The 24,117-nt window shown below is 55.2% G+C and carries 25 protein-coding genes; 6 read left to right on the top strand and 19 right to left on the bottom strand.

What is annotated here, in order from left to right; all coding sequences use genetic code 11:
- Positions 1-29: 29 nt before the first annotated feature.
- Complete coding sequence (locus C7820_RS17400; RefSeq protein ID WP_116232130.1) at positions 30-1,799, bottom strand: B12-binding domain-containing radical SAM protein; 1,770 nt, start codon at positions 1,797-1,799, stop codon at positions 30-32.
- 18 nt (positions 1,800-1,817) lie between these two features.
- Positions 1,818-3,674, bottom strand: a complete 1,857-nt coding sequence (gene recQ, locus C7820_RS17395) for a DNA helicase RecQ (protein WP_116232129.1) — start codon at positions 3,672-3,674, stop codon at positions 1,818-1,820.
- Positions 3,675-3,991: 317 nt separating this feature from the next.
- Here recQ and C7820_RS17390 point away from each other — a divergent pair, with 317 nt between their 5' ends.
- Complete coding sequence (locus C7820_RS17390; protein WP_116232128.1) at positions 3,992-4,543, top strand: hypothetical protein; 552 nt, start codon at positions 3,992-3,994, stop codon at positions 4,541-4,543.
- Between the two features lie 172 nt (positions 4,544-4,715).
- Here the strand turns inward: C7820_RS17390 and C7820_RS17385 are convergent, their stop codons facing one another.
- Both C7820_RS17385 and C7820_RS17380 read right to left on the bottom strand, forming a co-directional pair.
- Positions 4,716-5,255 (bottom strand): hypothetical protein, encoded by a 540-nt coding sequence (locus C7820_RS17385; RefSeq protein WP_116232127.1) that lies wholly within the window; start codon positions 5,253-5,255, stop codon positions 4,716-4,718.
- Between the two features lie 89 nt (positions 5,256-5,344).
- Positions 5,345-5,641, bottom strand: a complete 297-nt coding sequence (locus tag C7820_RS17380) for a DUF6509 family protein (protein WP_116232126.1) — start codon at positions 5,639-5,641, stop codon at positions 5,345-5,347.
- Between the two features lie 115 nt (positions 5,642-5,756).
- Here C7820_RS17380 and C7820_RS17375 point away from each other — a divergent pair, with 115 nt between their 5' ends.
- Positions 5,757-6,029: a SemiSWEET family sugar transporter gene (locus C7820_RS17375; RefSeq protein ID WP_076173260.1), complete on the top strand. Its 273-nt coding sequence runs from the start codon at positions 5,757-5,759 to the stop codon at positions 6,027-6,029.
- Positions 6,030-6,058: 29 nt separating this feature from the next.
- Here the strand turns inward: C7820_RS17375 and C7820_RS17370 are convergent, their stop codons facing one another.
- Both C7820_RS17370 and C7820_RS17365 read right to left on the bottom strand, forming a co-directional pair.
- Entirely contained in the window at positions 6,059-6,988 is a 930-nt protein-coding gene (locus C7820_RS17370) for an AEC family transporter (RefSeq protein WP_116232125.1), read from the bottom strand.
- A gap of 30 nt (positions 6,989-7,018) precedes the next feature.
- Positions 7,019-7,639 (bottom strand): NUDIX hydrolase, encoded by a 621-nt coding sequence (locus tag C7820_RS17365; RefSeq protein ID WP_116232124.1) that lies wholly within the window; start codon positions 7,637-7,639, stop codon positions 7,019-7,021.
- A gap of 137 nt (positions 7,640-7,776) precedes the next feature.
- On the opposite strand from C7820_RS17365, the gene C7820_RS33500 reads away from it, so the two are divergent.
- Entirely contained in the window at positions 7,777-7,938 is a 162-nt protein-coding gene (locus C7820_RS33500; protein ID WP_163878816.1) for a hypothetical protein, read from the top strand.
- A 128-nt stretch (positions 7,939-8,066) separates the two neighbouring features.
- Here C7820_RS33500 and C7820_RS17360 read toward each other — a convergent pair whose 3' ends face one another.
- The 4 genes from C7820_RS17360 to C7820_RS17345 form a co-directional block, all read right to left on the bottom strand.
- The gene (locus C7820_RS17360; RefSeq protein WP_116232123.1) at positions 8,067-9,713 is read right to left on the bottom strand and encodes a S8 family serine peptidase; all 1,647 of its coding nucleotides are present in this window, start codon (positions 9,711-9,713) and stop codon (positions 8,067-8,069) included.
- Between the two features lie 120 nt (positions 9,714-9,833).
- Positions 9,834-11,105: a 2-oxoglutarate dehydrogenase complex dihydrolipoyllysine-residue succinyltransferase gene (gene odhB / locus C7820_RS17355; protein WP_116232122.1), complete on the bottom strand. Its 1,272-nt coding sequence runs from the start codon at positions 11,103-11,105 to the stop codon at positions 9,834-9,836.
- A 5-nt stretch (positions 11,106-11,110) separates the two neighbouring features.
- The gene (locus C7820_RS17350) at positions 11,111-13,978 is read right to left on the bottom strand and encodes a 2-oxoglutarate dehydrogenase E1 component (protein ID WP_116232121.1); all 2,868 of its coding nucleotides are present in this window, start codon (positions 13,976-13,978) and stop codon (positions 11,111-11,113) included.
- A 249-nt stretch (positions 13,979-14,227) separates the two neighbouring features.
- The gene (locus tag C7820_RS17345) at positions 14,228-15,115 is read right to left on the bottom strand and encodes a DUF72 domain-containing protein (protein WP_116232120.1); all 888 of its coding nucleotides are present in this window, start codon (positions 15,113-15,115) and stop codon (positions 14,228-14,230) included.
- Positions 15,116-15,293: 178 nt separating this feature from the next.
- Between C7820_RS17345 and C7820_RS17340 the strand changes: the two genes are divergently transcribed.
- From C7820_RS17340 to C7820_RS17330, 3 genes are all read left to right on the top strand, one after another.
- Complete coding sequence (locus C7820_RS17340) at positions 15,294-16,031, top strand: YwaF family protein (protein ID WP_116232119.1); 738 nt, start codon at positions 15,294-15,296, stop codon at positions 16,029-16,031.
- 144 nt (positions 16,032-16,175) lie between these two features.
- Positions 16,176-17,099 carry a cysteine synthase A gene (gene cysK, locus C7820_RS17335; protein ID WP_116232118.1) on the top strand — a complete coding sequence of 308 codons (924 nt, stop codon included), beginning with the start codon at positions 16,176-16,178 and terminating at the stop codon, positions 17,097-17,099.
- Positions 17,100-17,283: 184 nt separating this feature from the next.
- Positions 17,284-18,048, top strand: coding sequence for an SDR family oxidoreductase (locus C7820_RS17330; protein ID WP_116232117.1), 765 nt, complete (start codon positions 17,284-17,286; stop codon positions 18,046-18,048).
- A 100-nt stretch (positions 18,049-18,148) separates the two neighbouring features.
- Here C7820_RS17330 and C7820_RS17325 read toward each other — a convergent pair whose 3' ends face one another.
- From C7820_RS17325 to C7820_RS17285, 9 genes are all read right to left on the bottom strand, one after another.
- Positions 18,149-18,676, bottom strand: coding sequence for a hypothetical protein (locus tag C7820_RS17325; RefSeq protein WP_116232116.1), 528 nt, complete (start codon positions 18,674-18,676; stop codon positions 18,149-18,151).
- A 209-nt stretch (positions 18,677-18,885) separates the two neighbouring features.
- Complete coding sequence (locus C7820_RS17320) at positions 18,886-19,584, bottom strand: YjjG family noncanonical pyrimidine nucleotidase (RefSeq protein ID WP_116232115.1); 699 nt, start codon at positions 19,582-19,584, stop codon at positions 18,886-18,888.
- A 178-nt stretch (positions 19,585-19,762) separates the two neighbouring features.
- The gene (locus C7820_RS17315; protein WP_116232114.1) at positions 19,763-20,644 is read right to left on the bottom strand and encodes a serine/threonine-protein kinase; all 882 of its coding nucleotides are present in this window, start codon (positions 20,642-20,644) and stop codon (positions 19,763-19,765) included.
- A 57-nt stretch (positions 20,645-20,701) separates the two neighbouring features.
- On the bottom strand, positions 20,702-21,073 hold the full coding sequence (locus tag C7820_RS17310; protein WP_147306283.1) for a hypothetical protein: 372 nt from the start codon (positions 21,071-21,073) through the stop codon (positions 20,702-20,704).
- A gap of 12 nt (positions 21,074-21,085) precedes the next feature.
- Positions 21,086-21,925 (bottom strand): inositol monophosphatase family protein, encoded by an 840-nt coding sequence (locus tag C7820_RS17305; protein WP_258875294.1) that lies wholly within the window; start codon positions 21,923-21,925, stop codon positions 21,086-21,088.
- Positions 21,926-21,993: 68 nt separating this feature from the next.
- Complete coding sequence (locus C7820_RS17300; protein WP_076173494.1) at positions 21,994-22,188, bottom strand: DUF4177 domain-containing protein; 195 nt, start codon at positions 22,186-22,188, stop codon at positions 21,994-21,996.
- 16 nt (positions 22,189-22,204) lie between these two features.
- Complete coding sequence (locus tag C7820_RS17295) at positions 22,205-22,537, bottom strand: HIT family protein (RefSeq protein ID WP_116232111.1); 333 nt, start codon at positions 22,535-22,537, stop codon at positions 22,205-22,207.
- 16 nt (positions 22,538-22,553) lie between these two features.
- Positions 22,554-23,147, bottom strand: coding sequence for an HAD family hydrolase (locus tag C7820_RS17290; RefSeq protein ID WP_181909100.1), 594 nt, complete (start codon positions 23,145-23,147; stop codon positions 22,554-22,556).
- A 32-nt stretch (positions 23,148-23,179) separates the two neighbouring features.
- Positions 23,180-24,085, bottom strand: coding sequence for an apurinic/apyrimidinic endonuclease family protein (locus tag C7820_RS17285; RefSeq protein WP_116232109.1), 906 nt, complete (start codon positions 24,083-24,085; stop codon positions 23,180-23,182).
- Positions 24,086-24,117: the final 32 nt, after the last annotated feature.

Below are 24,117 nucleotides of genomic sequence, written 5' to 3'. Positions count from 1 at the left end.
TCAAAATTTGCCGATCTTAACGCGTTCAATTACAGCAACTCCGCCGGCTGCAGCTTCATCGTATAGAACACAGGCAGTTCGCTCTCGTTCTGCTGGTACAGTACGATCAGCACCGTCCCCCCGGAAGCCTCCGCTCCGTCGTCTCTGCCGGCCAGCAAGTCATCCAGCGCAAACGGCAGCACTTCAAGCACTGCATGCTTTTGAAGCTCCCGTTCGGACAAGCCCAGGGAAGCGAAGTTCCCCGAGACGAGCTCCGGATGCTCCGTAACCTTTCGCATCAGGCTGCTCCAATCGTCCTTGGCGAGCGGCTGCTCCCACCAAATTTTACGCGGCTTGTACTTATGGTTGAGGAAGTAATCCAGCTTCATCAGCCCCAGAATCACATCCATGCGCTTCGTCTCCCGCTGCTTCAGGAAGGCGGCCAGACGCGTGAACAGGTCCTCGAGCTGATGGCCGATCTTCTGCCAGCCCTGCCCTTCCCAATAGTCGCCGAATTCCTGGAAGAAGTCGAACGGTGACGGAAATTCATGGGTCATGAGATAGTTCAGCGTATGATCCATCCGGTGCGCATTCCAGTATTTCTCAAGCACATCCTCCAGCCGCTTAAGCCGGACGATGTCGGCAAATGGCAGCTTATGGCTGCCAAGAATTTCGTAAGGCGCCTGATCCATGTACGTGTAATCGTACTTGCCGGCATCGCGGCGCAGGCCGGTGCCCCGCAGCATTTTCAGAAAACCGAGCTGCAGCTCTTCCGGTCCCAGGGCAAACACGTCGTTAAACGTCTTACGGAACGTTTCATAATCTTCTTCCGGCAGACCGGCGATCAGATCCAAATGCTGGTCGATTTTGCCGCTGTTTTTAATGATGCTGACGGTCCGGGACAGCTTCTCGAAATTTTGCCGCCGCTTGACGATGACGTTGGTCGGATCGTTCGTCGACTGTACGCCGATTTCGAACCGGAAAATCCCCGGGGGCGCGTTGTCGGCTAGATATTGCAGCACTTCGGGACGCATGATGTCCGCCGTAATTTCGAACTGGAACACGCAGCCGCGGTTATTTTTAATGAGAAAATCAAACATCTCCAGCGCATACTGATGGTTAATGTTAAACGTGCGGTCCAGAAACTTGATGATCTTCGCGCCGTGATCGATCAAATACGTAATATCGGACTTCACCCGCTCGATGTCGTAATACCGGACGCCGTTCTCAATGCTGGAAAGGCAGAACTGGCACTGGAACGGACACCCGCGGCTCGTCTCGAAGTAGACGATTCGCTTCCCCAAATTCGGGATATCTTCGGGAAAACGGTGCGGCGTGGGCAGCGTATTGAGGTCGCTCTTCGGCCGCGGCGGGTTGATGATCACTTCGTCGCCCTTCCGGTAAGCAACGCCATAGACAAAATGGAACTTGCGGTCTCCTTCGATCACCTGCAGCAAATGGTGAAAGGTCTCTTCGCCGTCGCCCATGACGATGAAATCGACCGCCGGCATCCGCTCCATCCAATACTGGGTGTCATAGGAAACTTCCGGTCCGCCGAGCACGATCGTGACTTCCGGCATGACCTTCTTCACGATCTCGATCACTTTAAGCGTCTCTTCGATATTCCAAATATAGCAGGAGAACCCGATGACGTCGGGTTTCCGTTGAAACAGGTCGGACACGATGTTCATGACCGGGTCTTTGATCGTATACTCGGCCAGCTCGATATCAAATTCATGCTGGCTGTATGCCTTGAGCAGGCGGATGGCCAGGCAGGTATGGATGTATTTGGCATTCAGGGTGGATAACAGGACTTTCATCGGTTCACGACCTTCTTCTTATTCATCATATCCGCCAGCGTAGGCATCATCGCTCTGATTTTGGAAAAAATCAAGAAACGGTCTGCCGTACTTCCGGAACTTCACCTCGCCGACGCCTTTAATATTCAGCATTTCATCTTCGGTCTGCGGGCATACCACGCTCATCTCGCGCAGCGTCGCATCGTTGAAAATAATATACGACGGCACATGCTCCTTACCCGCGAGCTCGCGCCGGATCAGGCGCAGCTGCTCGAACACGGTCTCGTTGACCGCCGACGGCGAGACGTCGCGGCTGCGGGAGCTTCGGCCGCCCGTTTGCGCCACTGCCGGGCGCGCGGTGCGCTGCAGCACCTGCCGCTGGCCCTTCAGCACTTCGGCCGCCAGCGGCTGCAGCCGCAGCACCGGATACTGGCCTTCCGAAAGCGCCAGATACCCCTCTGAGGCGAGCACGTTAATGATCTCGGAAATTTCCTTCTCCGTCCGGTTCGCCATCGTCCCGTAAGTGGACAGGCTGTCAAAGCCGTACTGCAGCACCTTTTTATTCTTCGAGCCCTTCAGCACCGCCGCCACCAGCGATACGCCAAAGCGTTCGCGCATCCGGTGGACGCAGGAGAAAATTTTCTGCGCATCGACCGTCATATCGACCAGCTCGCGGTCATCCGTACAGGAACTGCAAATCCCGCAGGGCTTGTCCTCGTGAGACTCGCCGAAATAGTCCAGCATCGCGCTGCGCAGGCAGCGGGTCGTATAACAGTAATCGACCATTTGCTGAAGCTTGCGGTACTCGTTCGATTTGCGGTCCGTTTCCTGCGGGTTCTGCTCAATCAGAAACTTCTGCGTAATAATATCCTGCGGGCTGAACAGCAGAATACATTGGCTCGGCTCGCCGTCCCGGCCGGCGCGTCCGGCCTCCTGGACGTAAGCCTCCATGTTTTTCGGCATGTTGTAGTGAATCACGTAACGGACGTTGGACTTGTCGATACCCATTCCAAAGGCGTTGGTGGCAACCATCACCCGGATGTCGTCGTACAGAAATGCCTCCTGGCTGGCGGCGCGCTCTTCATCGCTCATCCCCGCATGATAGCGGCCTGCGGCCAAACCCACGCTGCTCAGACGCTGGTACAAATCGTCCACGTCCTTGCGCGTCGCCGCGTAAATAATCCCTGGCTGGCTGTTATGCGCCTCGGCGTAGCTCATGACAAAATCGCGCTTGTTCTCCCCGCGCAGCACCGACATGGCCAGATTGTCCCGGCCCAGCCCGGTGACGAACACTTCCGGCTCCTGGAGCCTCAGCAGGCGGACCATGTCTTCGGTCACTTCCGGGGTAGCCGTCGCGGTGAACGCCGCCAGGATAGGCCGCTCAGGCAGCCCTTCCACGAACGGAGCTACCGACAGGTAGCTCGTCCGGAAGTCGTGCCCCCACTGCGACACGCAGTGGGCCTCGTCGACGGCCACGCAGGAAATTTCCAGCTGGGCCATTTCGTCGCGGAACCAGTCGAGCTCAAGCCGCTCCGGCGCCACGTACAGGAGCTTCAGCTCTCCCCGCTTGGCTGCGCGGATCCGCTCGTTCACTTCCTTGCCGCTCAGCGTGCTGTTGATGTATGCAGCAGCGATGCCCATCGCCGTCAGCGCATCGACCTGATCCTTCATCAGGGAGATCAGCGGCGATACGACCAGGGTCAGGCCCGGCAGCATCAGCGCCGGAATCTGGTAACAGATCGACTTGCCTCCGCCCGTCGGCATAATGCCCAGCGTATCCTGATGCTTCAGGAGGCTGGATACGATATGTTTCTGGCCCTCCCGGAAGTCGGGATAGCCGTAATATTTTTGCAGCATTTCCTGTGCCCGTTCCAAAGAAGGGGTCTCCACACTCATAAATAAGAACTCCTAACGATGCAAATTCAGCGGCGGCCCATGCAGCTTCCAAGGCTGCGCCACATTTGTAAATTCAACCTTTGACTTTAGGGAATAGACATGATGACTTTCGAGAATGACTTGATTCAATCCAATTATAAGTTTACCGGGGTTTCCGGGAATGAGCAACCGTGGTGAAGGGATTCTGCCCGTGCTGGGAGTGCACTTCTTGTTGGTGAAACAGAATGTGCCAGCGATGGTTGCAGCTTAAGCGGAACATGGGATGCAACTCTTGCCGTCCGGTTCTCGTCATAAAAGATACATGGGGAGGGAGTGCAATGAAAAGAGGATGGTTATCTCTGCTTATCGCTGTGACGTTCCTGGCCGGGTGCTCTCAGGATTCTGATTTGGATAAAGGTAACGCTGCACCGTCAGCAGAGATGGCAAATCTTGAGGCCGATATGCCTGCAGACATGCCGGATGATTTTAATTTCGTTGTCCGTTTTGGTTATGGCGAAGTCACTAAAAATGAGATAAACACCTTTCAAGGGACCGTAACGAAAGATCTAATTACGAAAGGTACCGCAACGGCTCATCTCAAGTTCACCCCCAATGAAATGCGGGAGATTTACGGCAAAATGAGAGAAATAAACATCATAGCACCGAAGAAATTTGCTACAAGCCGAAATTGCTCCCAGTCGCCAAGCAATGAAGATGAGTGGACGGTAACCGTCGATGGTAAAACGGAGTCGTTCTCGTGGACAGACCGGAATTGCGAACTGTCCAACGATGCAATCGCGTTGTTGGAATTAAGAAATTTCATTCAATCCATCGTAAACGCCAAAGAAGCCTATCAGGCCTTGCCGGCAGCTGAAGGCGGTTATGACTAAGGGACGCTTGTTCATGGCCGAAAAAAAGTCGGCAGTCCGCCAGGCGCCTCCCATGATCGATGGGTCCATATGCACCGCGGACTGCCGCTTAGCGGCGGTATTCAGCTTTTGTGGAGCTACGCCCCGTGAAAAGTTCGTTAAACATCGAATCGATCCGGCGCGGCTTACCAGGTCAGCGCTGCTTCGAGACTGCCCCTTGAGCGGTATCCCAGCGGTGGCTGTACTGCTCAAGCTTCGGATGCACCGTCTCCGGCTCCTCCGTCAGCAGCAGCCTCAGCTTGACGATCCATTCCCCAAAGGTACTGTAGCTGGCAAACTGATTCGCCATCTCCGGCGTCAACAGCAGAAAATGCGGCGCAGGATATTTCTCCGTCAGATGGCGAAGGGCGGCTTCCACCGGCGTGTATTTTTTCCGGCGCCCCTCCCAGTTCTCGATGACCGTCTTCCCGTGCCCTTCAGATCTCCAGGCTTCCAGCCGTTTCTCCCGTTTGTAATACGGACTGACCGGTTCCTTGGTCATTCTCCGCACCGTCTCCTCATGCAGCGGATACAGCACCAGCTTGGAAAAGGATAGCACGCCGGCCAGAGACTCCGCTTCATTCAGACCTTCTTCATCAGTCTCTTCAAACGTATCGTAATAAATGAGCGTCCCCTTACGCTTTTGCACCGGAGGCTCGTACCCGTAGGGAACCGTCTGTACCGTATGCTTCATCCTCATCACTCCCCAGATTCATCCTATATGTAATGTACCCGGCAGCGGATGACGTGATCACTCCACTCCAGTTGCGGAGGCTCGCAGAGTTATTCGTCGACCTCGTCCAGGTGGTCCCGGCAGAAGTTTTCGAGCAGCTCCACTTCGTCCTCCTCCAGGTCAAAATCGAGATACTGCCCCGTCGTTTTTTCATAAATTTCGTATTTCACGATCGCGGATTGGTCTTCGTCAACCTTGTAAATGACCCGGACATAAAGTCCATTCTCCGTATAAAGCTCATCGTCATCAGGCACCTCGATGTCGAGCTTGAATTCATAGCGGGTTCCCTGCAAAATGCGGAACGGGTCCTTGATCTTCTCCGCTTCGTATTCCGTTATCGTCAGCATGTTGTCATCCTTTCATTCATCCATCCTATTCTTTATTGTACCAGACCTGTCCCGGTCCATTCACGGACACGAGCCCGCCGGGCATATAATAGCCCCATAAAGGGAGGCGTTAGCCATGATTTATGCAGTCATGCAGCTCATCGGCGGATTTATTTTGGCGTTCGGCTGGATTCCGCAAATTATTCAGGTCATCCGGACCAAATCGGTCGCGGATCTGAGCCTGAAAACGTTCGGCTCGCTCGTAGCCGGCATCGGCCTGATGGAGGTCTATGCCGTTCATATCGCACAGGGCGGTGTCGGCATTCCGTTTCTGATCACCAATACGCTGTCTCTGGTGCTGATGCTGATTATGATCGGCTGCATTTTAAAATACCGCAAGCGGCCGTAGCGCAATACTAACGCATACTTTCTGCCCCATCAACCAAGCCATCCAATCATCAGCGGCAGCAGCACAAAGGAAGCGAGCGTCGTCCATAATATGCACCGGGTCACGACTTTGGGGGCCGCATCAAACTGCTCGGCCAATATGACCGCGTTAACTGCGGCCGGCATGGAACTGAGCACCAGCATAACGTTAAACAATACGCCATGAATGCCGAGCAGGTATAAGAGCAGTGCGGACGCCACCGGCGAGATCACCAGGCGCATCGCCAAACCGGCGTAGAAAGCTTTGTTCATCGCTGCCGTATAAGCCGACTTCCCGCTCCTGACACTGACCATCTGCGCCCCCAAAATAAACAGAGCCACCGAGGAATACGCACCCGAAATCATCGATATTCCTTGATTCAGCTCCTGCGGCAGCTCCACATGCGTTGTCCGGCAAATCACGGCGAGCACAGCCGCGTAGATCGACGGCAGTTTGAAGATCGACAGTGCCGCCTGCTTTACGGAAAACTGCGAACGTGCGGCAAAATACACGCCCAGCGTATTCACGATGATGATCTGCAGAATAACGTACACTGATGCCTTATCCAGCCCCGCTTGCCCAAAAGCCAGCAGCACCAGCGGCAGACCATAATTGACGCAGTTCGTAAACAGCGCCGTCAGCGTGAGGCCTGACCGTTCGGCGGCCGGGAGCGAACACGCTTTTCCAATCCCTACGGCAATCCCCCACAGCAGCAGCATATTAAGGATCGTGAACAGAACCGTATCCGTAATCTCACCGTAGCTGATGTCGGCCCCAATCAGCGTTTCGAAAATAAGAGCCGGACTCAGCAGGTACAGGGACAGCGTGGAGATCGGCTTGGTATCGATCGGCTTAAAATGCTTGATCAGCGCCCCTCCGATTACCGGCAGCGATATCGGGAGGAACACCTGGTACACTGTAGTCAAAAACGTCTGCAGCATATGTAATCCTTTCCTGTCTTTGTGCTATGTTTAATCCCAGACGGGGGCCTTGTCCGGATGCCGCATCAATTCAAACATCAGCCTGATCTGCTCATCCGTATTACGGATTTGCGAAAGGGCGGGAAGGTCGTCCTCTGCAAAAAACTGAACGCCGCTCGTCTCTACCCCCTCAGCCGCTTCGCCGCCGGTGATTTCGCAGGCGATGAATATTTTATACACATGATACGGGCCCGGCGGATTATGCTTCAGGTTGTCGAGCACGGCCAGGAGCCGGGTCGGTGTAACCACAAATCCGGACTCCTCCCGTACTTCCTTCACGGCAATTTCGGAAGGCGACAGCCCGATATCCGCCCAACCGCCTGGCAGCGACCATTCCCCTTCGGCCTTTTCGCGGACAAGCAAAATTTGATTTTCCTGAAAAATCACCCCTCGCACATCCACCTTCGGTGTGGCGTATCCGTCTTCCCCGGCAAAAAGTGCCGTCAACAGTTCGGTCTCAACATTGGTGTACTCCCGCATAATCTCTACGCTCAGTGCCCGAAGCTGTTCAAAGCGTTCCAGGTCATATACGTCCCGCGAGTATGCCAATCCTGTCTGGGCAACGGCTTGAATCTGTTTGGCCCACTCCAGCCATTTCAACGGTTTGTTCATCGGCAGGTCTCCTCCACTGAATCGAATTCAACAATTTTTTCATAAAAATTAGTGAGAAAGATTATCATTGAGAATGAATGTGTGATACAATGATCTCGAGTTATCATTCATTAACATATCATAAGGAGTCGACGACCATGGTGAAAGCCCCTGATCAAAAATACGCTTCCTTGCGGGTTGACGATTATCTTGACCTTTTAAACCTGGCGAAGCAGCTGCAAGACACCCGGTGGCAGAAGGAAATTATCCGCAAGCTCGAACGCCTCAACAATACATCGATCCATCCATTGTCCTGTTAACATAGAAGACCGCGGGGCGCGTATTTTGATAGTACCATGCCTTCGGGGGAATCTGAACATATTTTCCAAAAGTATACCGTGAGCGTATTTGATATTTCAGCAGGGGTACCCCAGAGGGTGCTTCTGCTTTATTTGTGTTGGTCACCCTGCGTCTTCAGCCAATTTTCCCACCGGCGGGTCATGGACAGGCGTGCCTCGGTGCTTCGCTCGGAATAGGTGCCCTGCCCTTCCCTCCACTCCGGTATGGGTGGAAATTGTACACCTGTAATCCGTTCCAGTGCATTGCAGCGCTCGCCAAAGGTGGAAGCCCGTTGATGATTTGCTTCCTCAGCTAATCCCGCGATCAAGGGCCGGACAAACAGTGGATCGTTGATGTTTGCTGCGAGACGGACAGCCCAATACCGAATATCTAAGCTCGGGTCCCCAAGCAATGGAACGAGTTCCTCTGTGATCTCATCCCACCATTCTGGGTGCCTCTGGATCGCATACACCCCAGCCATGCGAACATGGGGACTTGGGTCCCGCAGCACCTCCCGTACCAATTTGGTCGTGTACCACTCCGGATGTTCCGACAGCAGCAGGGCAGACACGCAGCGAACTTTTTCATCGGGATGCTGAAGCCATTTATACAGTGGTTGTTTCAGTTCGATTAGGGCGGCATCGGAGTAAAAGGAGAGCAGCGACTTCATCACTTTATCGGTGTCACCACTCTGCAACGCTTGCAGCCTGTCGGCCAACCCTTTTCTTTTCCACCGTTGCCAACAAGCGTAAGCCCCCTCCCCCTGTATTTGCTCGATTCCATGATCAAAGTTCACAGCTGCATAGACATCAACAACGCCTGCCTGGAGTTTGTTCCATATCGGGAGCGAGGCTCGGCTGGTCGCCAGTAGAGCAGACTTCACCTGCCGGGAAGACCAGTTTGGTCTAGCCTCCCAAATGCAAGCGGCAGCTCCCAAGATCATCGGGGCCGCAAAGGAGGTTCCTTCTGTCCTGGCATAGCCCCAAGGCAAAGAATCGGATGAGGCAGTGAAATGATTCAGAAATTCCTCTCTGGACTGGAACGGAGTGGGCAGCATGATATTAGCGGCAGGGGCCAAAATTTCCGGAGTCCACTTATTTTCAAACGTCACGCCTCTGCTATTGGGATACGGGAGCGCATGCTCCGCCTTCCCATCTTTCGGAACGATCACACCACCTACCGACAAAACGGACGGGGCAGCTGCGGGTGCGTTGCTAATCAGCTCACGGGTATTCCCGCATGCCGAGACCAACATCAGCCCTTCGCCGGCCAGCTCCTCGCATAATCTGCGAACGGGATCAGCCTGCCAAGGCAGCAGCCCGGTGTCTCTGGAAGCGCTCACGGTCAAAACAGCCCCGCGAATGCGGTATTGGCGCCAGTTCGCTTTTAACCAGAGGAGTGCCCCTCCAATTTTCTCTTCAAGATCCTTGGGAGTGTGGAGCGCTCCTGCTTCGAGCAAAAATAAATGGGCTTCAGGTGCTGCCCCAGCATACTCTCCTTCCGAAAGCTCCCCGGATCCGGCAGCAGCGGCTGCGCTCATTAATCCGTGATGCCCTCGATCCCAAGGGCCTTGGTCAGCAGCTAGAAGTTCAGGCACCGCCTGAGAGTCTGATGTACGGACCAGATATGTGTCCCGCCGCTTGTTTGATGCAATGTCAGGATGGTGCGGGAAAATGCCGTCAATGACGGCGATATTGACGTTCTTCCCCGTTAAATGGTCTGGAATAGCCAGAAATGATCGAATCGATGGCCACATGCTAATTTCCTCCCTCAGTTTGGAATGAAATGCTTATTGCTGCCTCTCCTCACACGCACGAAAAAACGGACTGCCTGCAGGCAGTCCGTTTCGTTGTATACGTTCAGGTAAAATATGATATTAACCTTCGAGCAGCAGAGATTCCGGATCTTCCAGCATCTCTTTGATCGTCACCAGGAAGCGTACGGCATCAGCGCCGTCGACGATCCGGTGGTCATAGGACAGCGCGATATACATCATTGGACGGTTCTCCATCCGCTCGGCGTCGATGGCAACAGGGCGAAGCTGGATGTTGTGCATGCCCAGGATACCAACTTGTGGTGCGTTCAGGATCGGCGTGGACAGCAGGGAACCGAAGGTTCCGCCGTTCGTGATCGTGAACGTTCCGCCTTGGAGCTCAGACAGCGCCAGCGTATTGCTGCGCGCCTTGCCGGCCAGCGTGGCGATCTCTCTTTCGATGTCGGCAAAGCTGAGGCGGTCGGCATCACGTACGACAGGTACGACGAGGCCTTCTTTGGCCGATACGGCGATACCGATATCGTAGTATTTCTTCACGATAATGTCTTCCCCGTCGATCTCCGCGTTCAGGTGAGGGAACTTCTTCAGCGCACCCACCACCGCTTTGGTGAAGAAGGACATGAAGCCGAGGCCGATGTCATGCTTCTCTTTGAAAGCATCTTTGCGGCGCTTGCGGATGTCCATGATCGCCGTCATGTCCACCTCGTTGAAGGTTGTCAGCATGGCGGCCGTTCTTTGCGCTTCCACCAGGCGTTTGGCGATCGTCGCGCGGCGGCGGGACATGCGTGTGCGTTCCGCCGGTTTGCCCGGCTGGGAAACCGCTGCTGGAGCGGCTGCCTGCGGCGCCGGTGCAGCAGCCTGTGGCGCTGCCGGAGCTTCTGCATGGTTCTTCACGTTGTCCGGATAAATGCGGCCTTTCGGATCCCGGCTCGATACCTGATCCAGGTCGATGCCCTGTTCGCGGGCCAGCTTGCGTGCCGCCGGCGACGCGGCGAGGTAACCTTCGCCATCGCCGGAACGTGCAGGCTCGGCTGCTGCCGGCGCTGCCGGTTGGGCTGGTGCCGCAGCCGGTGCAGAAGGCTGCTGAGCCTGCGGCGCCTCTTCCTTCGCTGCAGGTGCGGATGCCGGTTTGGCGTCGCCGCCGGTGCCCATACGTCCGATCACTTCACCGATTTGAACCGTATCCCCGTCTTTTCTCAGAATCTTCTCCACCACGCCGTCTTCTTCGGCACTGATTTCCAAATTGACCTTATCCGTTTCAAGTTCGAGGAGGACGTCGCCCTGGCTGACTGCCTGGCCTTCCTCCACATGCCATTTAAAAATCGTTCCTTCTGTGATGGATTCTCCCATTGCCGGTACTGTAATATCGCTCACTGCCGCTACCTCCCCAGAGTGATGTTATGTTTAATGGATTTTTGATTTAATGCTGCCGCAACGATTTGCTGCTGCTCGAAGGCGTGTACTTGTTGGAAGCCGCTCGCCGTACTGGAGCGTTCCGGACGGCCGTTGTAGTTCACCGGCGTATCCTTCGGCGCCACCTTGCGGAGCTTGGACTCGATGTAGCGCCATGCTCCCATGTTCTCAGGCTCTTCCTGTACCCACAAAATTTCCTTCACGTTCGTAAAGCGGGCCAGAATGCCAGCGACTTCCTTCTCAGGGAACGGATACAGCTGCTCCACACGGAGGATGTGCAGCCATTCGTTCGCCTCGCCGCTCTTCTCCAGTGCCTCCTCCAGCTCAACGGCAATCTTGCCGCTGCACAGGACGATGCGCTCAACGCGCTCCGGACGTGCGCCCAGACCCGGTTGTTCCAGCACAGGCTTGAAGGAGCCTTCGGCGAATTCGGCCGGGCTGGAAGCCACGCGGGCATTCCGGATCAGGCTCTTCGGCGACATCAAGATCAGCGGACGCGCATCTTCGCTTTCGGTCAGTGCGGCTTGCCGGCGCAGCAAGTGGAAGTACTGGGCTGCCGTCGTAACGTTCGCTACCGTAAAGTTCTCTTCCCCGCCGAGCTGCAGGAACCGTTCCAGACGGGCACTGGAGTGCTCCGGTCCGGCGCCTTCGTAGCCGTGAGGCAGGAGCATCACAAGGCTCGATTTCTGTCCCCATTTAGAGCGGCCGGCCGAAATAAATTGGTCGGTGATCACCTGTGCCACGTTGGAGAAGTCACCGTACTGGGCTTCCCAAATGACCAAGGTCTCCGGCGAGTACACGTTGTAGCCGTATTCGAATCCGAGCACCGCGGCTTCGGACAGCGGGCTGTTGTAAATTGCAAAGGATGCCTTGGCGTCCGGCAGATGGTGAATCGGGCAGTAAGTCGAGCCGTTCTTCGTATCATGCAGCACCAGGTTGCGGTGTGCAAAAGTGGCCCGCTCGGCGTCCTGACCGGTCAGCCGGATCGGCTTGCCGTCCGCGACGATCGAGGCGAAAGCCAGCGTCTCTGCAAGACCCCAATCCACCTTTTCCCCTTCGTTCAGTGCGGTTTCCCGGCGCTCCAGAATACGCTGCAGCTTAGGATAGACGTTGAAGTCATCCGGACGGCTCAGCAGATCCTTATTGATCTTGCGCAGCTTGCCAATCGGCACGGCCGTCTTGATCATGGCGATCCGCTCTTCGGCTGGCGTCTGGTGATACGAGTTGGCTGGATCCTGTTCCTTGTCCTTAATCCGGTCGTATGCCGCCTTCAGACGCTCCTGAACCTGCTGGATGATCTGCGCGGATTCTTCCTTGCTGATCACGCCTTCCTTGATCAGGATATCCGCATAAATGGCGGCAACCCGCGGATGAGTCTTCACTTTCTGGTATACGAGCGGCTGGGTCGTATCCGGATCGTCCGTTTCGTTGTGGCCGTAGCGGCGGTAGCCGACCAAGTCAATCAGGAAATCCTTCTTGAACTTGTTGCGGTATTCGCTGGCCAGGCGCATCGCGTTGATGCACGCTTCGGGATCGTCGGCGTTCACGTGAACGATCGGAATTTCATAACCTTTCGCCAGGTCGCTTGCGTAATGCGTCGAACGGGAGTCTTTACTCTCCGTCGTAAAGCCGATGTTGTTGTTCGCAATAATATGAATCGTTCCGCCGTTCTGGAAGCCCGGCAGCTTGTTGAAGTTCAAGGTCTCGGCCACGATGCCTTCGCCTGGGAATGCGGAATCCCCATGAATCAGCACCGTCGCGGCTTTGTTTACGTCCTGCTGCGGATATCCCGGCTCGGTGCGGTCCTCCTGGGCGGCGCGGGCAAAGCCCTCGACCACCGGATTAACGTACTCCAGATGGCTCGGGTTGTTCGCGAGCGTGATCTTGGCTTTGACGTCGCCGCCTTCAACGGTGCGGTTCGCACCCAGATGGTATTTCACATCTCCGGTCCAGCCGAAATTGATGCCCATCGATCCTTCCGAAGGGAACATCTTCTTGTTCGGGGAGTGATGGAATTCCGCGAAAATTTTATCGTAAGGCTTGCCGAGCACATGAGCCAGCACGTTCAGACGGCCCCTGTGAGCCATGCCCATCAAAATATGCTCCGCACCTTCGTCCACCATGTGGCGGACAAGCTCATCCAGCATCGGAACCATCGTGTCAGTTCCTTCGATGGAGAAGCGCTTCTGCCCGACAAAAGTTTTGTGAAGGAACTCCTCGAATTGATCTACTTCCACCAGTCTTTCGAGCAGCGCCTTTTTCTGCTCTGCGTTCAAAGGAACCACAGACTGGTTCTCGACCTGGCGGTTAAGCCATACGCGCTCCTCCACTTCATGGACGTGGCTGAATTCGTAAGCAATCGTGCCTGTATATGTTTGACGCAGTTTCTGGATCGCTTCCCAGCCAGTTCTCACGTTATCGGGAGCTCCGTCCCAGATCAATGAAGCCGGAAATGCTTCCAGGTCGGATTGGCTCAGCCCGTACTGCTCAGGCTCAAGCACCCGTGTGTCGGCTTTGGTGAGAATGCCCAGCGGATCAATGTCTGCCGCCAGGTGTCCATAAGTGCGGATGTTCCACACCAGCTTGCCTGCGTCAACGCCCTTCTTCAGCAGGTTGCCATCCAAAGCGACGGATTTCGGTGCCGCAGCCGGCTCCAGCTCGGCAGACGCCATCGGCGGCGCTCCCCACAGCTGGAACACTTTACGGTACGTTTCGTCCACCGATTCCGGATCATTTACATAACGTTCGTACTGTTCCTGGACGTACCCCAGATTGGGCCCGTAATACGATTCCCAAGCCCCCTGCGCTTGCTCGTCTCTCTTATTGGTTATCATCGTTAACGTGATACCTCCGCCTTGATTTTTTAATAGTCATATAGAATGAATAAACCGCTTCATTGTTCAATCTATATTTGGACGGAAATCTGAACAATCAATGCAATGTAAGCCATTTCACGATAATGTAAGCGGCTCAATTTCTATTATAAACAAATCGGAGCCAGACCTGAAATAACCATTTAATATAGTTATCATCTAAAAAACAGATGGATCAAGTTTGTCACCCATTCTCGTATATGACAATATTTACAGCTCCCCTTCGCCAAAAAGCGACAGCTGTCCCGGAGGCTTCTCCGGGGTCTTCATGCCGAGCATGTCCATCAGCTGAATTGCATTGTCCGCCGCATCCCCGCCCGAATTGTTGTTAAAAATGACCCAGCATTCCCGGGTTTTCTCCAGCAGCTTCCCGATATGCTCCTTCCATTCCTCAAGCTCCTCGTCGCTGTACCTGTACAAATACCGGACCTCCCGCCAATTGGGCTGACCGCTGGAATGCCATCCCGCCGTATTGCGGCCATGCAGCCGCACAAGCGACACGTCTTCACGGGTCGCTTCCAGAACGAGCGGCACCGATCCCTCTCCGGCCTGAGGCTCGTCGCAGACGGTATGAATCCATCCTTCTTCCTTCATAAAGGCCAGCGTCTTCTCCCTCATCTCCCCGGCAAACCAGCTCTGATGACGGAATTCCAACGCCAGCGGAAATCCGTCCATCCACTCGCGGGTCCGGCGCAGTATGTCCACATGCTTGCGCTCACAGTCAAACCACGGCGGATACTGAAACAGCACGGCGCTCAGCTTGCCGGCCTGGCGCAGCACCTCCGCAGATTCCCGGAACGCTTGAAACATCGTCTTGGAATCAGGATAAGGGCTTTTGCCCCGGGCGTGTCCGGTCATTCCCTGATAGGCTTTCACCACAAAACCGAAGGAATCCGGCGTTTGGGCAGCCCATTTCTCCATACGCTCCGGCGAGGGAGTCGCATAGAAGGAGTTGTCCATCTCCACGATGGGGAACACGTTGCCGTACATCCCCAGCTTCTCACCCGCCTTGGTTCCCTTTTCGTAAATGTCGTCATGATCCCCCCAGCCGGAAAGTCCGATTCGAACCCGCTCGGCGGGGGTTATCGTCTCATCCATAGCCATCGACTCCATCCATAGTATTGACCAACAATAATTTTCCAAGTATAAATCCGCTTACCATACCTATACCCGATTGAAGGAGGCGTCCTTCAGATCTTGCGATATTCCAGAAAGTGGATATGATAAGAGATATGCGTCAGCTTTACGATCTTTAGTAGCAAAGGAGCATGAATGTATGAGCCATTCGTTCGTCATGTTTTCCGGCCCGCACCTTGCTGCGCTGACGGTCTTCGTGCTCGCCTGCATCCTGCTGTTCCTGGGCAGAATCCGCCTTCAGGACAGCGTGCCGGCCAGACAGACGGTCCGTTATTTGATCATCGCCTGTCTGATCGCCTCCGAAATCGCACTCGACATATGGAACATAACAGAAGGCTACTGGAACATCAAGTCCACGCTGCCGCTCGAGCTGTGCAGCATTACGCTGCTGCTCTCGGTCGTCATGCTGGCCGTCCGCAGCCGCTTCCTCTATCAAATCCTGTTCTTCGCCGGGATCGGCGGCGCCCTTCAGGCCCTCATCACCCCAAGCCTGGATTTTGCCTACCCTCATTTCCGGTTCTTTCAATTCTTCGCGGCTCATATGCTCATCATTCTAGCATCCCTGTACATGACCTGGGTCGAAAAGCTTCAGCCCACCTGGAGATCTATCGGCTGGACGATGATTTTTCTGAACGTTCTTGCACTTGGAGTTGGCGTCATCAACTGGATGCTGGGGTCCAACTACATGTTTCTGATGCACAAGCCGCCGACCGCTTCGATTCTGGACTTTCTCGGCCCGCACCCCTTATATTTGCTGGCGGAGGAGGGAATCGCCCTGCTGATTTTCGCATTGATGCAGCTGCTGTTCTTTGTCCTGCCCGCGAAAATATCCAAAGCGTCAGCGGCAGCCAAAGCCAGGGATAAAAGCGTTCTTTAAGCCGGCCATAAAGCCTTTCACGCTGCCCTCGCCGGTATCTCCTTCCGCTGCCTCTACGTTGTGATCTCCCTGCCGAAGTTCTATAATGAACGGAAAGCTTAGAAGCTGTGAACCGGCTGATGAACTGACAAGGAGATGGACCCCATGACTGGACCGAAAGTTGTGCAAAATATTACCGAGCTCATCGGCGATACCCCGGCGGTCAAGCTCCGCCGTTTGGCGGGAGAACAGGATGCCGACGTGTACGTGAAGCTCGAATACTTCAACCCTAGCGGAAGCGTCAAGGACCGGGCCGCTTATAATTTGATCGCGCAGGCGGAGCAGGACGGCCTGCTGAAGCCGGGCTCGACTATTATCGAGCCGACGAGCGGCAACACCGGCATCGGGCTGGCGATGAACGCGGCGGCCAAAGGATACCGCGCCATTATGGTGATGCCCGACAACATGACCAAGGAGCGGATCAATCTGCTGAAGGCGTATGGAGCCGAAGTGGTGCTGACGCCCGCAGCGGAGCGGATGCCCGGCGCCATTCGCAAGGCGCAGGAGCTGCACCGGGAAATTGAAGGCAGCTTCATTCCTCAGCAGTTCGAGAACCGGGCCAACCCGAATATCCACCGCCGCACGACGGCTCTGGAAATTCTGGAGCAGATGGAAGGGCGGCTGGATGCCTTCGTCGCAACGGCGGGCACTGGCGGCACCATTACCGGCACGGGCGAAGTGCTGAGGGAGAGACTCCCCGGCATCGGCATCTTTGTCGCCGAGCCGAAAGGCTCGCCCGTGCTATCCGGCGGCCAGCCGGGACCGCATAAGCTGGTGGGCACCAGCCCCGGGTTCATCCCGCCGATCCTGAACACGGACGTCTACGACGAAATTTTTCAGGTCAGCGACGAAGATGCCATCGGAACGACACGCAGGCTTGCCGCCGAAGAAGGCATCCTGGTCGGCCCCTCCTCCGGCGCTTCCGTCTGGACCGCGCTGCAGGTAGCCCGGCGTCTGGGACCCGGCAAACGTGTGCTGTGCATTGCGCCGGATACCGGAGAACGGTATCTGAGCATGGGCATTTTTTAGTCGTGCGCAAATCATCGAAAGGCATCAACCGGTTTGTATACCCGGCTGATGCTTTTTTTGTGTTGTTCATCGGTCGGGACGGGCATATGCCCGAATGGGAGAGCAACATCTCAAAATCCCTCTCATGCTATAAATGACTCAAGCAGGTCACAGCCCTGTTAAACCGATGAGGAGTTGACAATACATGAATAGATTGACTGGAAAAACGGCACTGATTACCGGAGCAAGCCGCGGCATCGGCCGGGCCATCGCGCTGCGCCTGGCCGCCGGAGGGGCGCTGGTGGTTCTACATTACGGAAAGAACCGCCCCGCCGCCGAGGCGGTCGCCCGCGAGATCGAGCAGCAGGGCGGAACGGCGCTGCTCCTCGGGGCGGACTTCAGATCCGTTCGTGGCATTCCGGAGATGTATGAAGCTCTGGATGGCCTTCTGCAGAATCAAACAGGCAGCCCCGGCCTGGACATCCTTGTGAACAATGCGGGCATCGGCCTTTCTCTTCCCATCGAAGCAACGACAGAGGAAGCCTTCGATGAGGTGATGAACGTGAACGTCAAGGCACCGTTTTTCGTCATTCAGCAAGCACTGCCGCGGCTGCGGGACGGCGGGCGGATCATCAACATCTCCTCCGCGACGACCCGGATCTCGCTGCCGGTGATTCCCGCCTACAGCATGTCCAAAGGGGCAATCAATACGCTGACCCTGAACCTCTCGACTCAGCTTGGCTCCCGCGGCATTACGATCAACGCGATCATGCCGGGATTCGTGGAGACCGAGATGAATGCCGAGACGCTGCAGACGCCGGAAGGCCGCGAGTTTGGCGCGAACTTCTCGATCTTCAAGCGGTGGGGACAGCCGGAAGATGTCGCCGATATCGCCGCCTTCCTGGCTTCGGACGACAGCCGCTGGATCACGGGCCAGCTGCTGGACGCCAGCGGCGGAACGCATCTGTAACGGGGCTTGCCGTGCCTCGCGCCCGGCTGCCCTGCAGACTGCCATTACAAGCAAAAAATCCAGTGCCCTCGGCGGCACTGGATTTTCTTTTACCCGAGATTTATGGAATATACTGCTGCACCACTTTGACGACTTTGCCGTCCTTCACCGTCAAATGAAACGGAAAAGATCGGATGTCCAGCAGCTTGTCGTTATGGTAAATCGCCAAAAATTTGTTCAAGCTGACCGGTTCGTTCCACTGAATGTTCATTCCTTCATAGGTTCCGTCATGATCATACAGCTGCATCAGCACTTCAGCATCCGGAGCGATTTCGTACGTCTCCAGCGTCTCATCGTCGTTGACAATGTAATACCCGTCAGGAGCGCCGCCCAGCTCTTCGGCGTCCGGCTCCCGTTCAAGGAACTTCTTGTCTGCCGCCGCGCCCTCGTACCATTCGATCGGATCCACCGTCACGTAGAGGTGGCCGTTCTTGTCCCCAATGGTGGACAGCATCGCCGTCACCGTATCCTCGGTTTGCGGAACCGGCTTATATTCGTTATCAGACCCGACTGCACTCGTTGAAGTCACTACCAGCCCCAGCAGAAAAACGATCATCAGGGAAGCGAATACGGTCATCTTTTTTTTCATTTGAAAATATCTCCTTTATGGAATCATGATTTCTATCCATATCAACCATTACCCTGCGGGATTGTTTTCAAACGCTGCGAGAGGGCTCTGTGATGTAACTTTATTGTAAGCCACAGCCGGGGCCAAATCGTCACAAATTCGTTACAGCCGAGTCAAATTGTTGTAAATTCTTCAAGCGCTTTCGTGAATGAAGGAGCCGACAAGCCCGGTCAGCCCTTCATCTCCAAAATGTCCTTGATCTCCGCCAGATCGTGGATCTCATAAGTCGGGACGATGGCGGTTTCGTTGGGCAGGCGGTTCGGGTTGTACCAGCACGTGTCGATGCCGATATGGTTGCCTCCCTGAATGTCAGAGGTGAGGGAATCGCCGACCATCAGCATTTTATCCTTGCGGTCCTCCTGAATCACCCGGAAGGCATGCTCGAAAATGCCCGCCTGCGGCTTCTGGAATCCCGTATCCTCGGAGACGATGACCGCCTCGAAAAAGTCCTTCAGGTCGGAGCGGCCGATCCGTCCGAACTGCACCTCTTTAATGCCGTTCGTGATGATGGCCATTTTGTAACCGTGCTCCTTAAGATAGAGACAGATGTCCAGCGCACCCGCCAAAATAAACGCGCCTTCGGCGAGCGATCCCAGGTAACGTCTGCTCAATTCCTCGGCATCGTCGCTCAGCCCCTGCTCGCGGCCGAATCGGCGAAAGCGCTCGACCCGGAGCTCCGCCGAGCTGATCCGTCCCTGCTCAAATTCGCGCCAGAGCTCCTCATTGATCCTTTTATAGCAGCCCGTTATTTCCGTATCATTCGCGTCCAGGCTGCAGCTGGTGAGCAGCTGGTTCAGCGCGTGGCTCTCCGACATTTTAAAATCGAACAGCGTTTCATCCGCATCAAACAAAATCCATTCGTAAGACAAGATGTACCCTTCTTTCAGTAAAGTGATATAAACGGCGTCAGCGTGCCTCAATCAATGTCATGCAAAAGGCATCATCCGGTTGTTTTGTGCGTTTCTATTGTACCATGCCGCCAAAAACGCCTGCTTGTGTCCATGTCCGCGACCAAAACCAAAACGAATGAGTGATTCGCTTTCGGCATCAGTCGCCATCTGGCTCTTGGAGAGCCTTATCCCAGGCAGACGCGAAGTCGGCCACAGAAGCGTACCGCCCTGCCCGTTCGGCATGAACCGCCTTCAGCGCAATGTCATACAGGGACCTGCCGGCATCCCATTGGTCATAGGAGCGGTCCAGCTCCCCGCCAAAGATGAAAAAGGCTGTCGCCCCCATATTATACACATTAGTGATGCCGTCAATCGCAGCGCCGTATTCAAACTCCTCGGGGGACATAAAGCGGGACGATCCCCACAGCCTGCCCATCCGGTTCTCAAAAGGGCCTTTCTGGTACAGGTCGATATCGCAGATTTTCGTCATGTCGGCGGCAAAATCGTAAAGAACGCTTCCGTCATAGAAATCAACCGCTATGTACCCTTTTTCCTCGACGTGGACATGAAAATCAAGTATAGCCCTGTAGGACGCCAGCCGCTTCTCCAGCGGCAGCCTGCGGTAACGATAAAACGGGGACCTCGGGTCTTCATATTTGGCCGGAGGCGGAAATGCCCAATGAGGGTGCAGCGACTCCCCGTCAAACCATTCAAATACGGCGGCGTAGCCGGGCCCGGCTTCAAAATGGCTCAGCAGCCGCACCAAGCTCGGATGATCCAAATCTTCGTAAACTTGAACAGCCTGCTTCAAACGCAGAATGGCGTCCGCCGGTTCCCCCTCGAACTCCGTGGTAGCCGCTCCGGCGTACTTGATGAACCGTCTGACCCCATCCTTTTCCACGCCAAACGAAAGGTTGCCGGAGTCCTGCTTGTCAAACACCGCAAACACTTTGCCCCAGGCGGGCAGCCATTCCAGCGGATGCGGCTTTTTCAATTGAAATGTTACTTCATCGATCTTGATCGTAAGCGGTTGATCCATTCGCGTTCAACTCCTTTTTATGGTTGTCTGGGCTAATCGCCCTTGGCGTCATGCCCGTTATTCCTCCCTCTGGGTAGGACTGCGCCCCTTTTCCGCTTCTTCCGCACTGCCAGGTTCCTCGGCCAGCTCCCGTTCGAGCTCCGCTTCAATGTCCTCGTCGCTCATCCGGTAATCATCCTCTTCCGATACGCCCAGCTTCCTTTCCAAAAAGCTCACCCTTGCCCTCAAGTCCTCCACCATGCCGTACAAATAGCTCAGCAGGCCGACCATAACCAGAAGGGCCAGAACGGTCCCCCAGGGGCCAAACACCCAGGTTGCGATCAGCCCCCCGGCAAGAAACACAACGATTCCCATGATAAAATAAACCATTGCCCACTTCCCTTCTGCCGCCGGTTCAGTATGCGTCACCTTGGGGCTGCTAACTGCCACTGCGGCAAGCTTCTAACGGGCGCCCAATCCTTCCGCTACCATATTCAAAAAGTAATCCCGGTTCTCTGGATGACAAGCGATCAGGTAAGGCTCCTCCGTCATGGCTTCAAATGGTTTTCCTTCAAAGTCCATGACCAGCATCCCCACTTCCTTCGCGATCAGAACGCCGGAATAGAGGTCCTCCCCTTCGGAGTTATACAAAATGATGGCATCGATGTTCCCTCTCGCCAGCATGCACCACTGCAGGGTCGGCGCCCACAGCCGCATCATCCGCTTCGTATGCAGGTCAATGTGGTTTCTAAGCCGGGTGGCGCGTTCGTCGCTGCCTACCACATGTCCCTGGATCCAGGCGACCGTTGCTTTATTAAACGCCGGTGCAGGCCCGTTCGTTACGGGCTGCCCATTGCAGGTTGTTCCACCGTTACGAGTGGACACGAACAGACGGTCAATCATCGGTTCGTAAACCACCGCCACGACAGGCTGCCCTTGGTGCATCAGCGTAATCGAGCAGGAGAACGCAGGCAGGCCGATCGCATAGTTGTTCGTTCCGTCCAAAGGGTCCACCAGCCACAGCCAGTCGCTGCGCTGGCCATGATCTCCCGATTCCTCGGCCCGGATCCGGTGATCCGGAAATGTGCTGCGGATATGCTCAAGGATCCGCTCCTCGGCCAAATGGTCCACCACCGTGACGAGGTCGCCGTTATCCCCTTTTTGGTCAACTTTTTCCAGCTTGTCAAAATACGCCTTCGCGATCGCTCCCGCTTCCTTGGCTGCGGCGATTGCCAGTTGCTTCGCCTCTTCAATGATCCGTTGATCCATATGTACCATCTTCTCCTTTTGCCTAGTGTTCATATTGCTGCGCCCGCCTTCGCTCCTTCAAGAAAGAAAAAACCCTGTGCGTCAGGGTTTAATGTCAAGCATTATACTTTCCGTTTGAAAATGGCGATGACGTCCCGCGACTGTCCCTGGGATACGCTCGTGTCAAAGCACGATACCAGCTCCCAGCCCTCGTAGCCGTAGCTGTTCAGCAAATCCTCAAATTCCTCCTCGTCCACCTTGCCGCCCAAAAAGCCTCCTGTTTTATACTTCACCGTCTTGTAAGACCATTGTTCCATCATTTTACGCTTCCTTTCATCGTATCGTTTGGCCGCTCACGACATGCCAATGCATATGTTTGGATTCCTGGTAGTCTCCTAAGTTAGTGACGACCTTGGCTGCTCCCGTCTGCCGCACCATGTCCGAGGCGACCTTCTTAATTACCCTTAGAACTTCGAGCAGCAGCTGTTCGGTATTCTCCTCTTCTCCGGATATCAGCGATCCTACATGAATCTTCGGGATCACCACAACATGATGCTCATAATAAGGACGCGTATGATGATAAGCGAGCACCTGATCCGTCTCATACACGCGGTTGACCTGCGTTTTGCCGTTTAGCACCTCGTCGCAATAAAAATCGTTCGACACGCCGCTCACCCTTTCCTTATCGCTGCTGCTTCAGCAGCTGCGAAACTTCCTCCATCCAGCGGCCTTCGGGATCCGCGATCACCGTATGCCAGCCCAATGCCCTGGCAGGGATCAAATTTTTCTCCTGATCGTCCACATAAATGTGGGGTCCTCCCCCATCGCCGAGCTGCTCGCATACGAGCTGATAAATGCGGGGATCCGGCTTGCAATACCCTGCTCTGCTGGATATGGTAAGGCTCTTCACCTGCTCCTTGACGGGTGCCAGCAGCCCGCTCAGCCATTCCTCCCGGTGGTTACTCAGCAGGTGAATATCTGCGTTCCTGCTCCATGTGGCAATACGCCCCAAAGCGGGGAGGGGTTGCAAATACCTCATCGCCAGTGCGCTAAGCCGTTCCATGCTCAGATCTGGTCCATGCCCGGCAAGCCAGTCCCTAAACTGCTCGATGGAGATGCCGCCTGTCCAGAACGACTCGCGAATTTCCCGGCTGAAGCTGTCTTTTAACTGACGATAACTCGTTCCCCCTGCCATGGCGGCCTCTTCCCAAAATCCAGGCGAGAGGTTCGTTGCAATGACACCGGCGACATCCAAAATAAGCCGGGGTCTGTTCATCGGCTCCTCCCCTTCCAAGCTTCCAGTCATCATCAGCTGGGATGGGTGCTGCGCAAACATTCGGCTACCCATTCATAACAGCGCTGCAGATCCTCATGGCTGACCAGGTCGGAGCGATGCTCGAACTGAATTTTGACTTGCGAGTTTTCCTCGCGGATAACGGTTAAATAATCTCCAATCGGGGCCCATCCGTCCTCAGGACGCTGTTCCGGCAGCACCGGGTAGCGCAGTTTGACGGACGATTTCGTGTACTGAAGATTCCACAGGTGGATAACCTCCGCATACTTCGCATATTTGCGGATGACCGGCAGGGCCTGAAAAGAAGGGTCCACGTTCTGCTGCAAAAACAGCCTTCCCGTATCCAGGCACAGCCGGATGTCCGGGTACTTCTTCAGCAGCGCTTCCAGCACGTCATGCTCATAAATATAAGAATTCAGCGCATCGAATTCCAGAACCGGCGTGAAGCCGTAATCTCGGGAAGCGGCGCTAAGCCAGGCAAAAAGCTGATCGCTGCGCTCCGCAAACATTTCAAGCGAATAATCGCTATCATAGACATACTCCGTTCTGTCGGAAAAATGCCATTTGTCCCAGTTCACCCGGTCATCCAGGATGACGGGCTTCGGATAATGGAACAACACGTAACCCGGCCGTACGCTCCTTAAATAGTCGAGCTCGTCACGGATCAGCCGGAGCGCTTCATCACGGACATGTTTGTCCGCATCCAGAAACAGGGCGTCCCGAAGCAGCGACTTCCCCGCACGCAGGGGAAAATGTACGCCGATGTGGAAGCCCCGCGCTCTGGAGGCGCTCAAGAGCTTCTGCGTGTCCGCTTCATTTTCAAACAAACAAGCCTCGATTCCGTAAAAGCCGTCTCTGAAATCGCGCTCCATCTTTTGCTCGTCAAACGAGCCGTATTGCCCGATCAAAAATCGCTTCATCGTCGTTCCTCCGGCAGCGGGGTGTGAACCAT

This window comes from Paenibacillus sp. VMFN-D1 (assembly GCF_003386155.1).
GTDB classification, from domain to species: domain Bacteria; phylum Bacillota; class Bacilli; order Paenibacillales; family Paenibacillaceae; genus Paenibacillus_AQ; species Paenibacillus_AQ favisporus.
This window is presented reverse-complemented; position numbering and strand designations above follow the sequence as displayed.

What these genes read in the sequence shown, in the direction of transcription:
- C7820_RS17400 (WP_116232130.1), bottom strand. Translation starts at nt 1,799, where the DNA reads ATGAAAGTCCTGTTATCCACCCTGAATGCCAAATACATCCATACCTGC.
- recQ (WP_116232129.1), bottom strand. Translation starts at nt 3,674, where the DNA reads ATGAGTGTGGAGACCCCTTCTTTGGAACGGGCACAGGAAATGCTGCAA.
- C7820_RS17390 (WP_116232128.1), top strand. Translation starts at nt 3,992, where the DNA reads ATGAAAAGAGGATGGTTATCTCTGCTTATCGCTGTGACGTTCCTGGCC.
- C7820_RS17385 (WP_116232127.1), bottom strand. Translation starts at nt 5,255, where the DNA reads ATGAAGCATACGGTACAGACGGTTCCCTACGGGTACGAGCCTCCGGTG.
- C7820_RS17380 (WP_116232126.1), bottom strand. Translation starts at nt 5,641, where the DNA reads ATGCTGACGATAACGGAATACGAAGCGGAGAAGATCAAGGACCCGTTC.
- C7820_RS17375 (WP_076173260.1), top strand. Translation starts at nt 5,757, where the DNA reads ATGATTTATGCAGTCATGCAGCTCATCGGCGGATTTATTTTGGCGTTC.
- C7820_RS17370 (WP_116232125.1), bottom strand. Translation starts at nt 6,988, where the DNA reads ATGCTGCAGACGTTTTTGACTACAGTGTACCAGGTGTTCCTCCCGATA.
- C7820_RS17365 (WP_116232124.1), bottom strand. Translation starts at nt 7,639, where the DNA reads ATGAACAAACCGTTGAAATGGCTGGAGTGGGCCAAACAGATTCAAGCC.
- C7820_RS33500 (WP_163878816.1), top strand. Translation starts at nt 7,777, where the DNA reads ATGGTGAAAGCCCCTGATCAAAAATACGCTTCCTTGCGGGTTGACGAT.
- C7820_RS17360 (WP_116232123.1), bottom strand. Translation starts at nt 9,713, where the DNA reads ATGTGGCCATCGATTCGATCATTTCTGGCTATTCCAGACCATTTAACG.
- C7820_RS17350 (WP_116232121.1), bottom strand. Translation starts at nt 13,978, where the DNA reads ATGATAACCAATAAGAGAGACGAGCAAGCGCAGGGGGCTTGGGAATCG.
- C7820_RS17345 (WP_116232120.1), bottom strand. Translation starts at nt 15,115, where the DNA reads ATGGATGAGACGATAACCCCCGCCGAGCGGGTTCGAATCGGACTTTCC.
- C7820_RS17340 (WP_116232119.1), top strand. Translation starts at nt 15,294, where the DNA reads ATGAGCCATTCGTTCGTCATGTTTTCCGGCCCGCACCTTGCTGCGCTG.
- cysK (WP_116232118.1), top strand. Translation starts at nt 16,176, where the DNA reads ATGACTGGACCGAAAGTTGTGCAAAATATTACCGAGCTCATCGGCGAT.
- C7820_RS17330 (WP_116232117.1), top strand. Translation starts at nt 17,284, where the DNA reads ATGAATAGATTGACTGGAAAAACGGCACTGATTACCGGAGCAAGCCGC.
- C7820_RS17325 (WP_116232116.1), bottom strand. Translation starts at nt 18,676, where the DNA reads ATGAAAAAAAAGATGACCGTATTCGCTTCCCTGATGATCGTTTTTCTG.
- C7820_RS17315 (WP_116232114.1), bottom strand. Translation starts at nt 20,644, where the DNA reads ATGGATCAACCGCTTACGATCAAGATCGATGAAGTAACATTTCAATTG.
- C7820_RS17305 (WP_258875294.1), bottom strand. Translation starts at nt 21,925, where the DNA reads ATGAACACTAGGCAAAAGGAGAAGATGGTACATATGGATCAACGGATC.
- C7820_RS17300 (WP_076173494.1), bottom strand. Translation starts at nt 22,188, where the DNA reads ATGGAACAATGGTCTTACAAGACGGTGAAGTATAAAACAGGAGGCTTT.
- C7820_RS17290 (WP_181909100.1), bottom strand. Translation starts at nt 23,147, where the DNA reads ATGAACAGACCCCGGCTTATTTTGGATGTCGCCGGTGTCATTGCAACG.
- C7820_RS17285 (WP_116232109.1), bottom strand. Translation starts at nt 24,085, where the DNA reads ATGAAGCGATTTTTGATCGGGCAATACGGCTCGTTTGACGAGCAAAAG.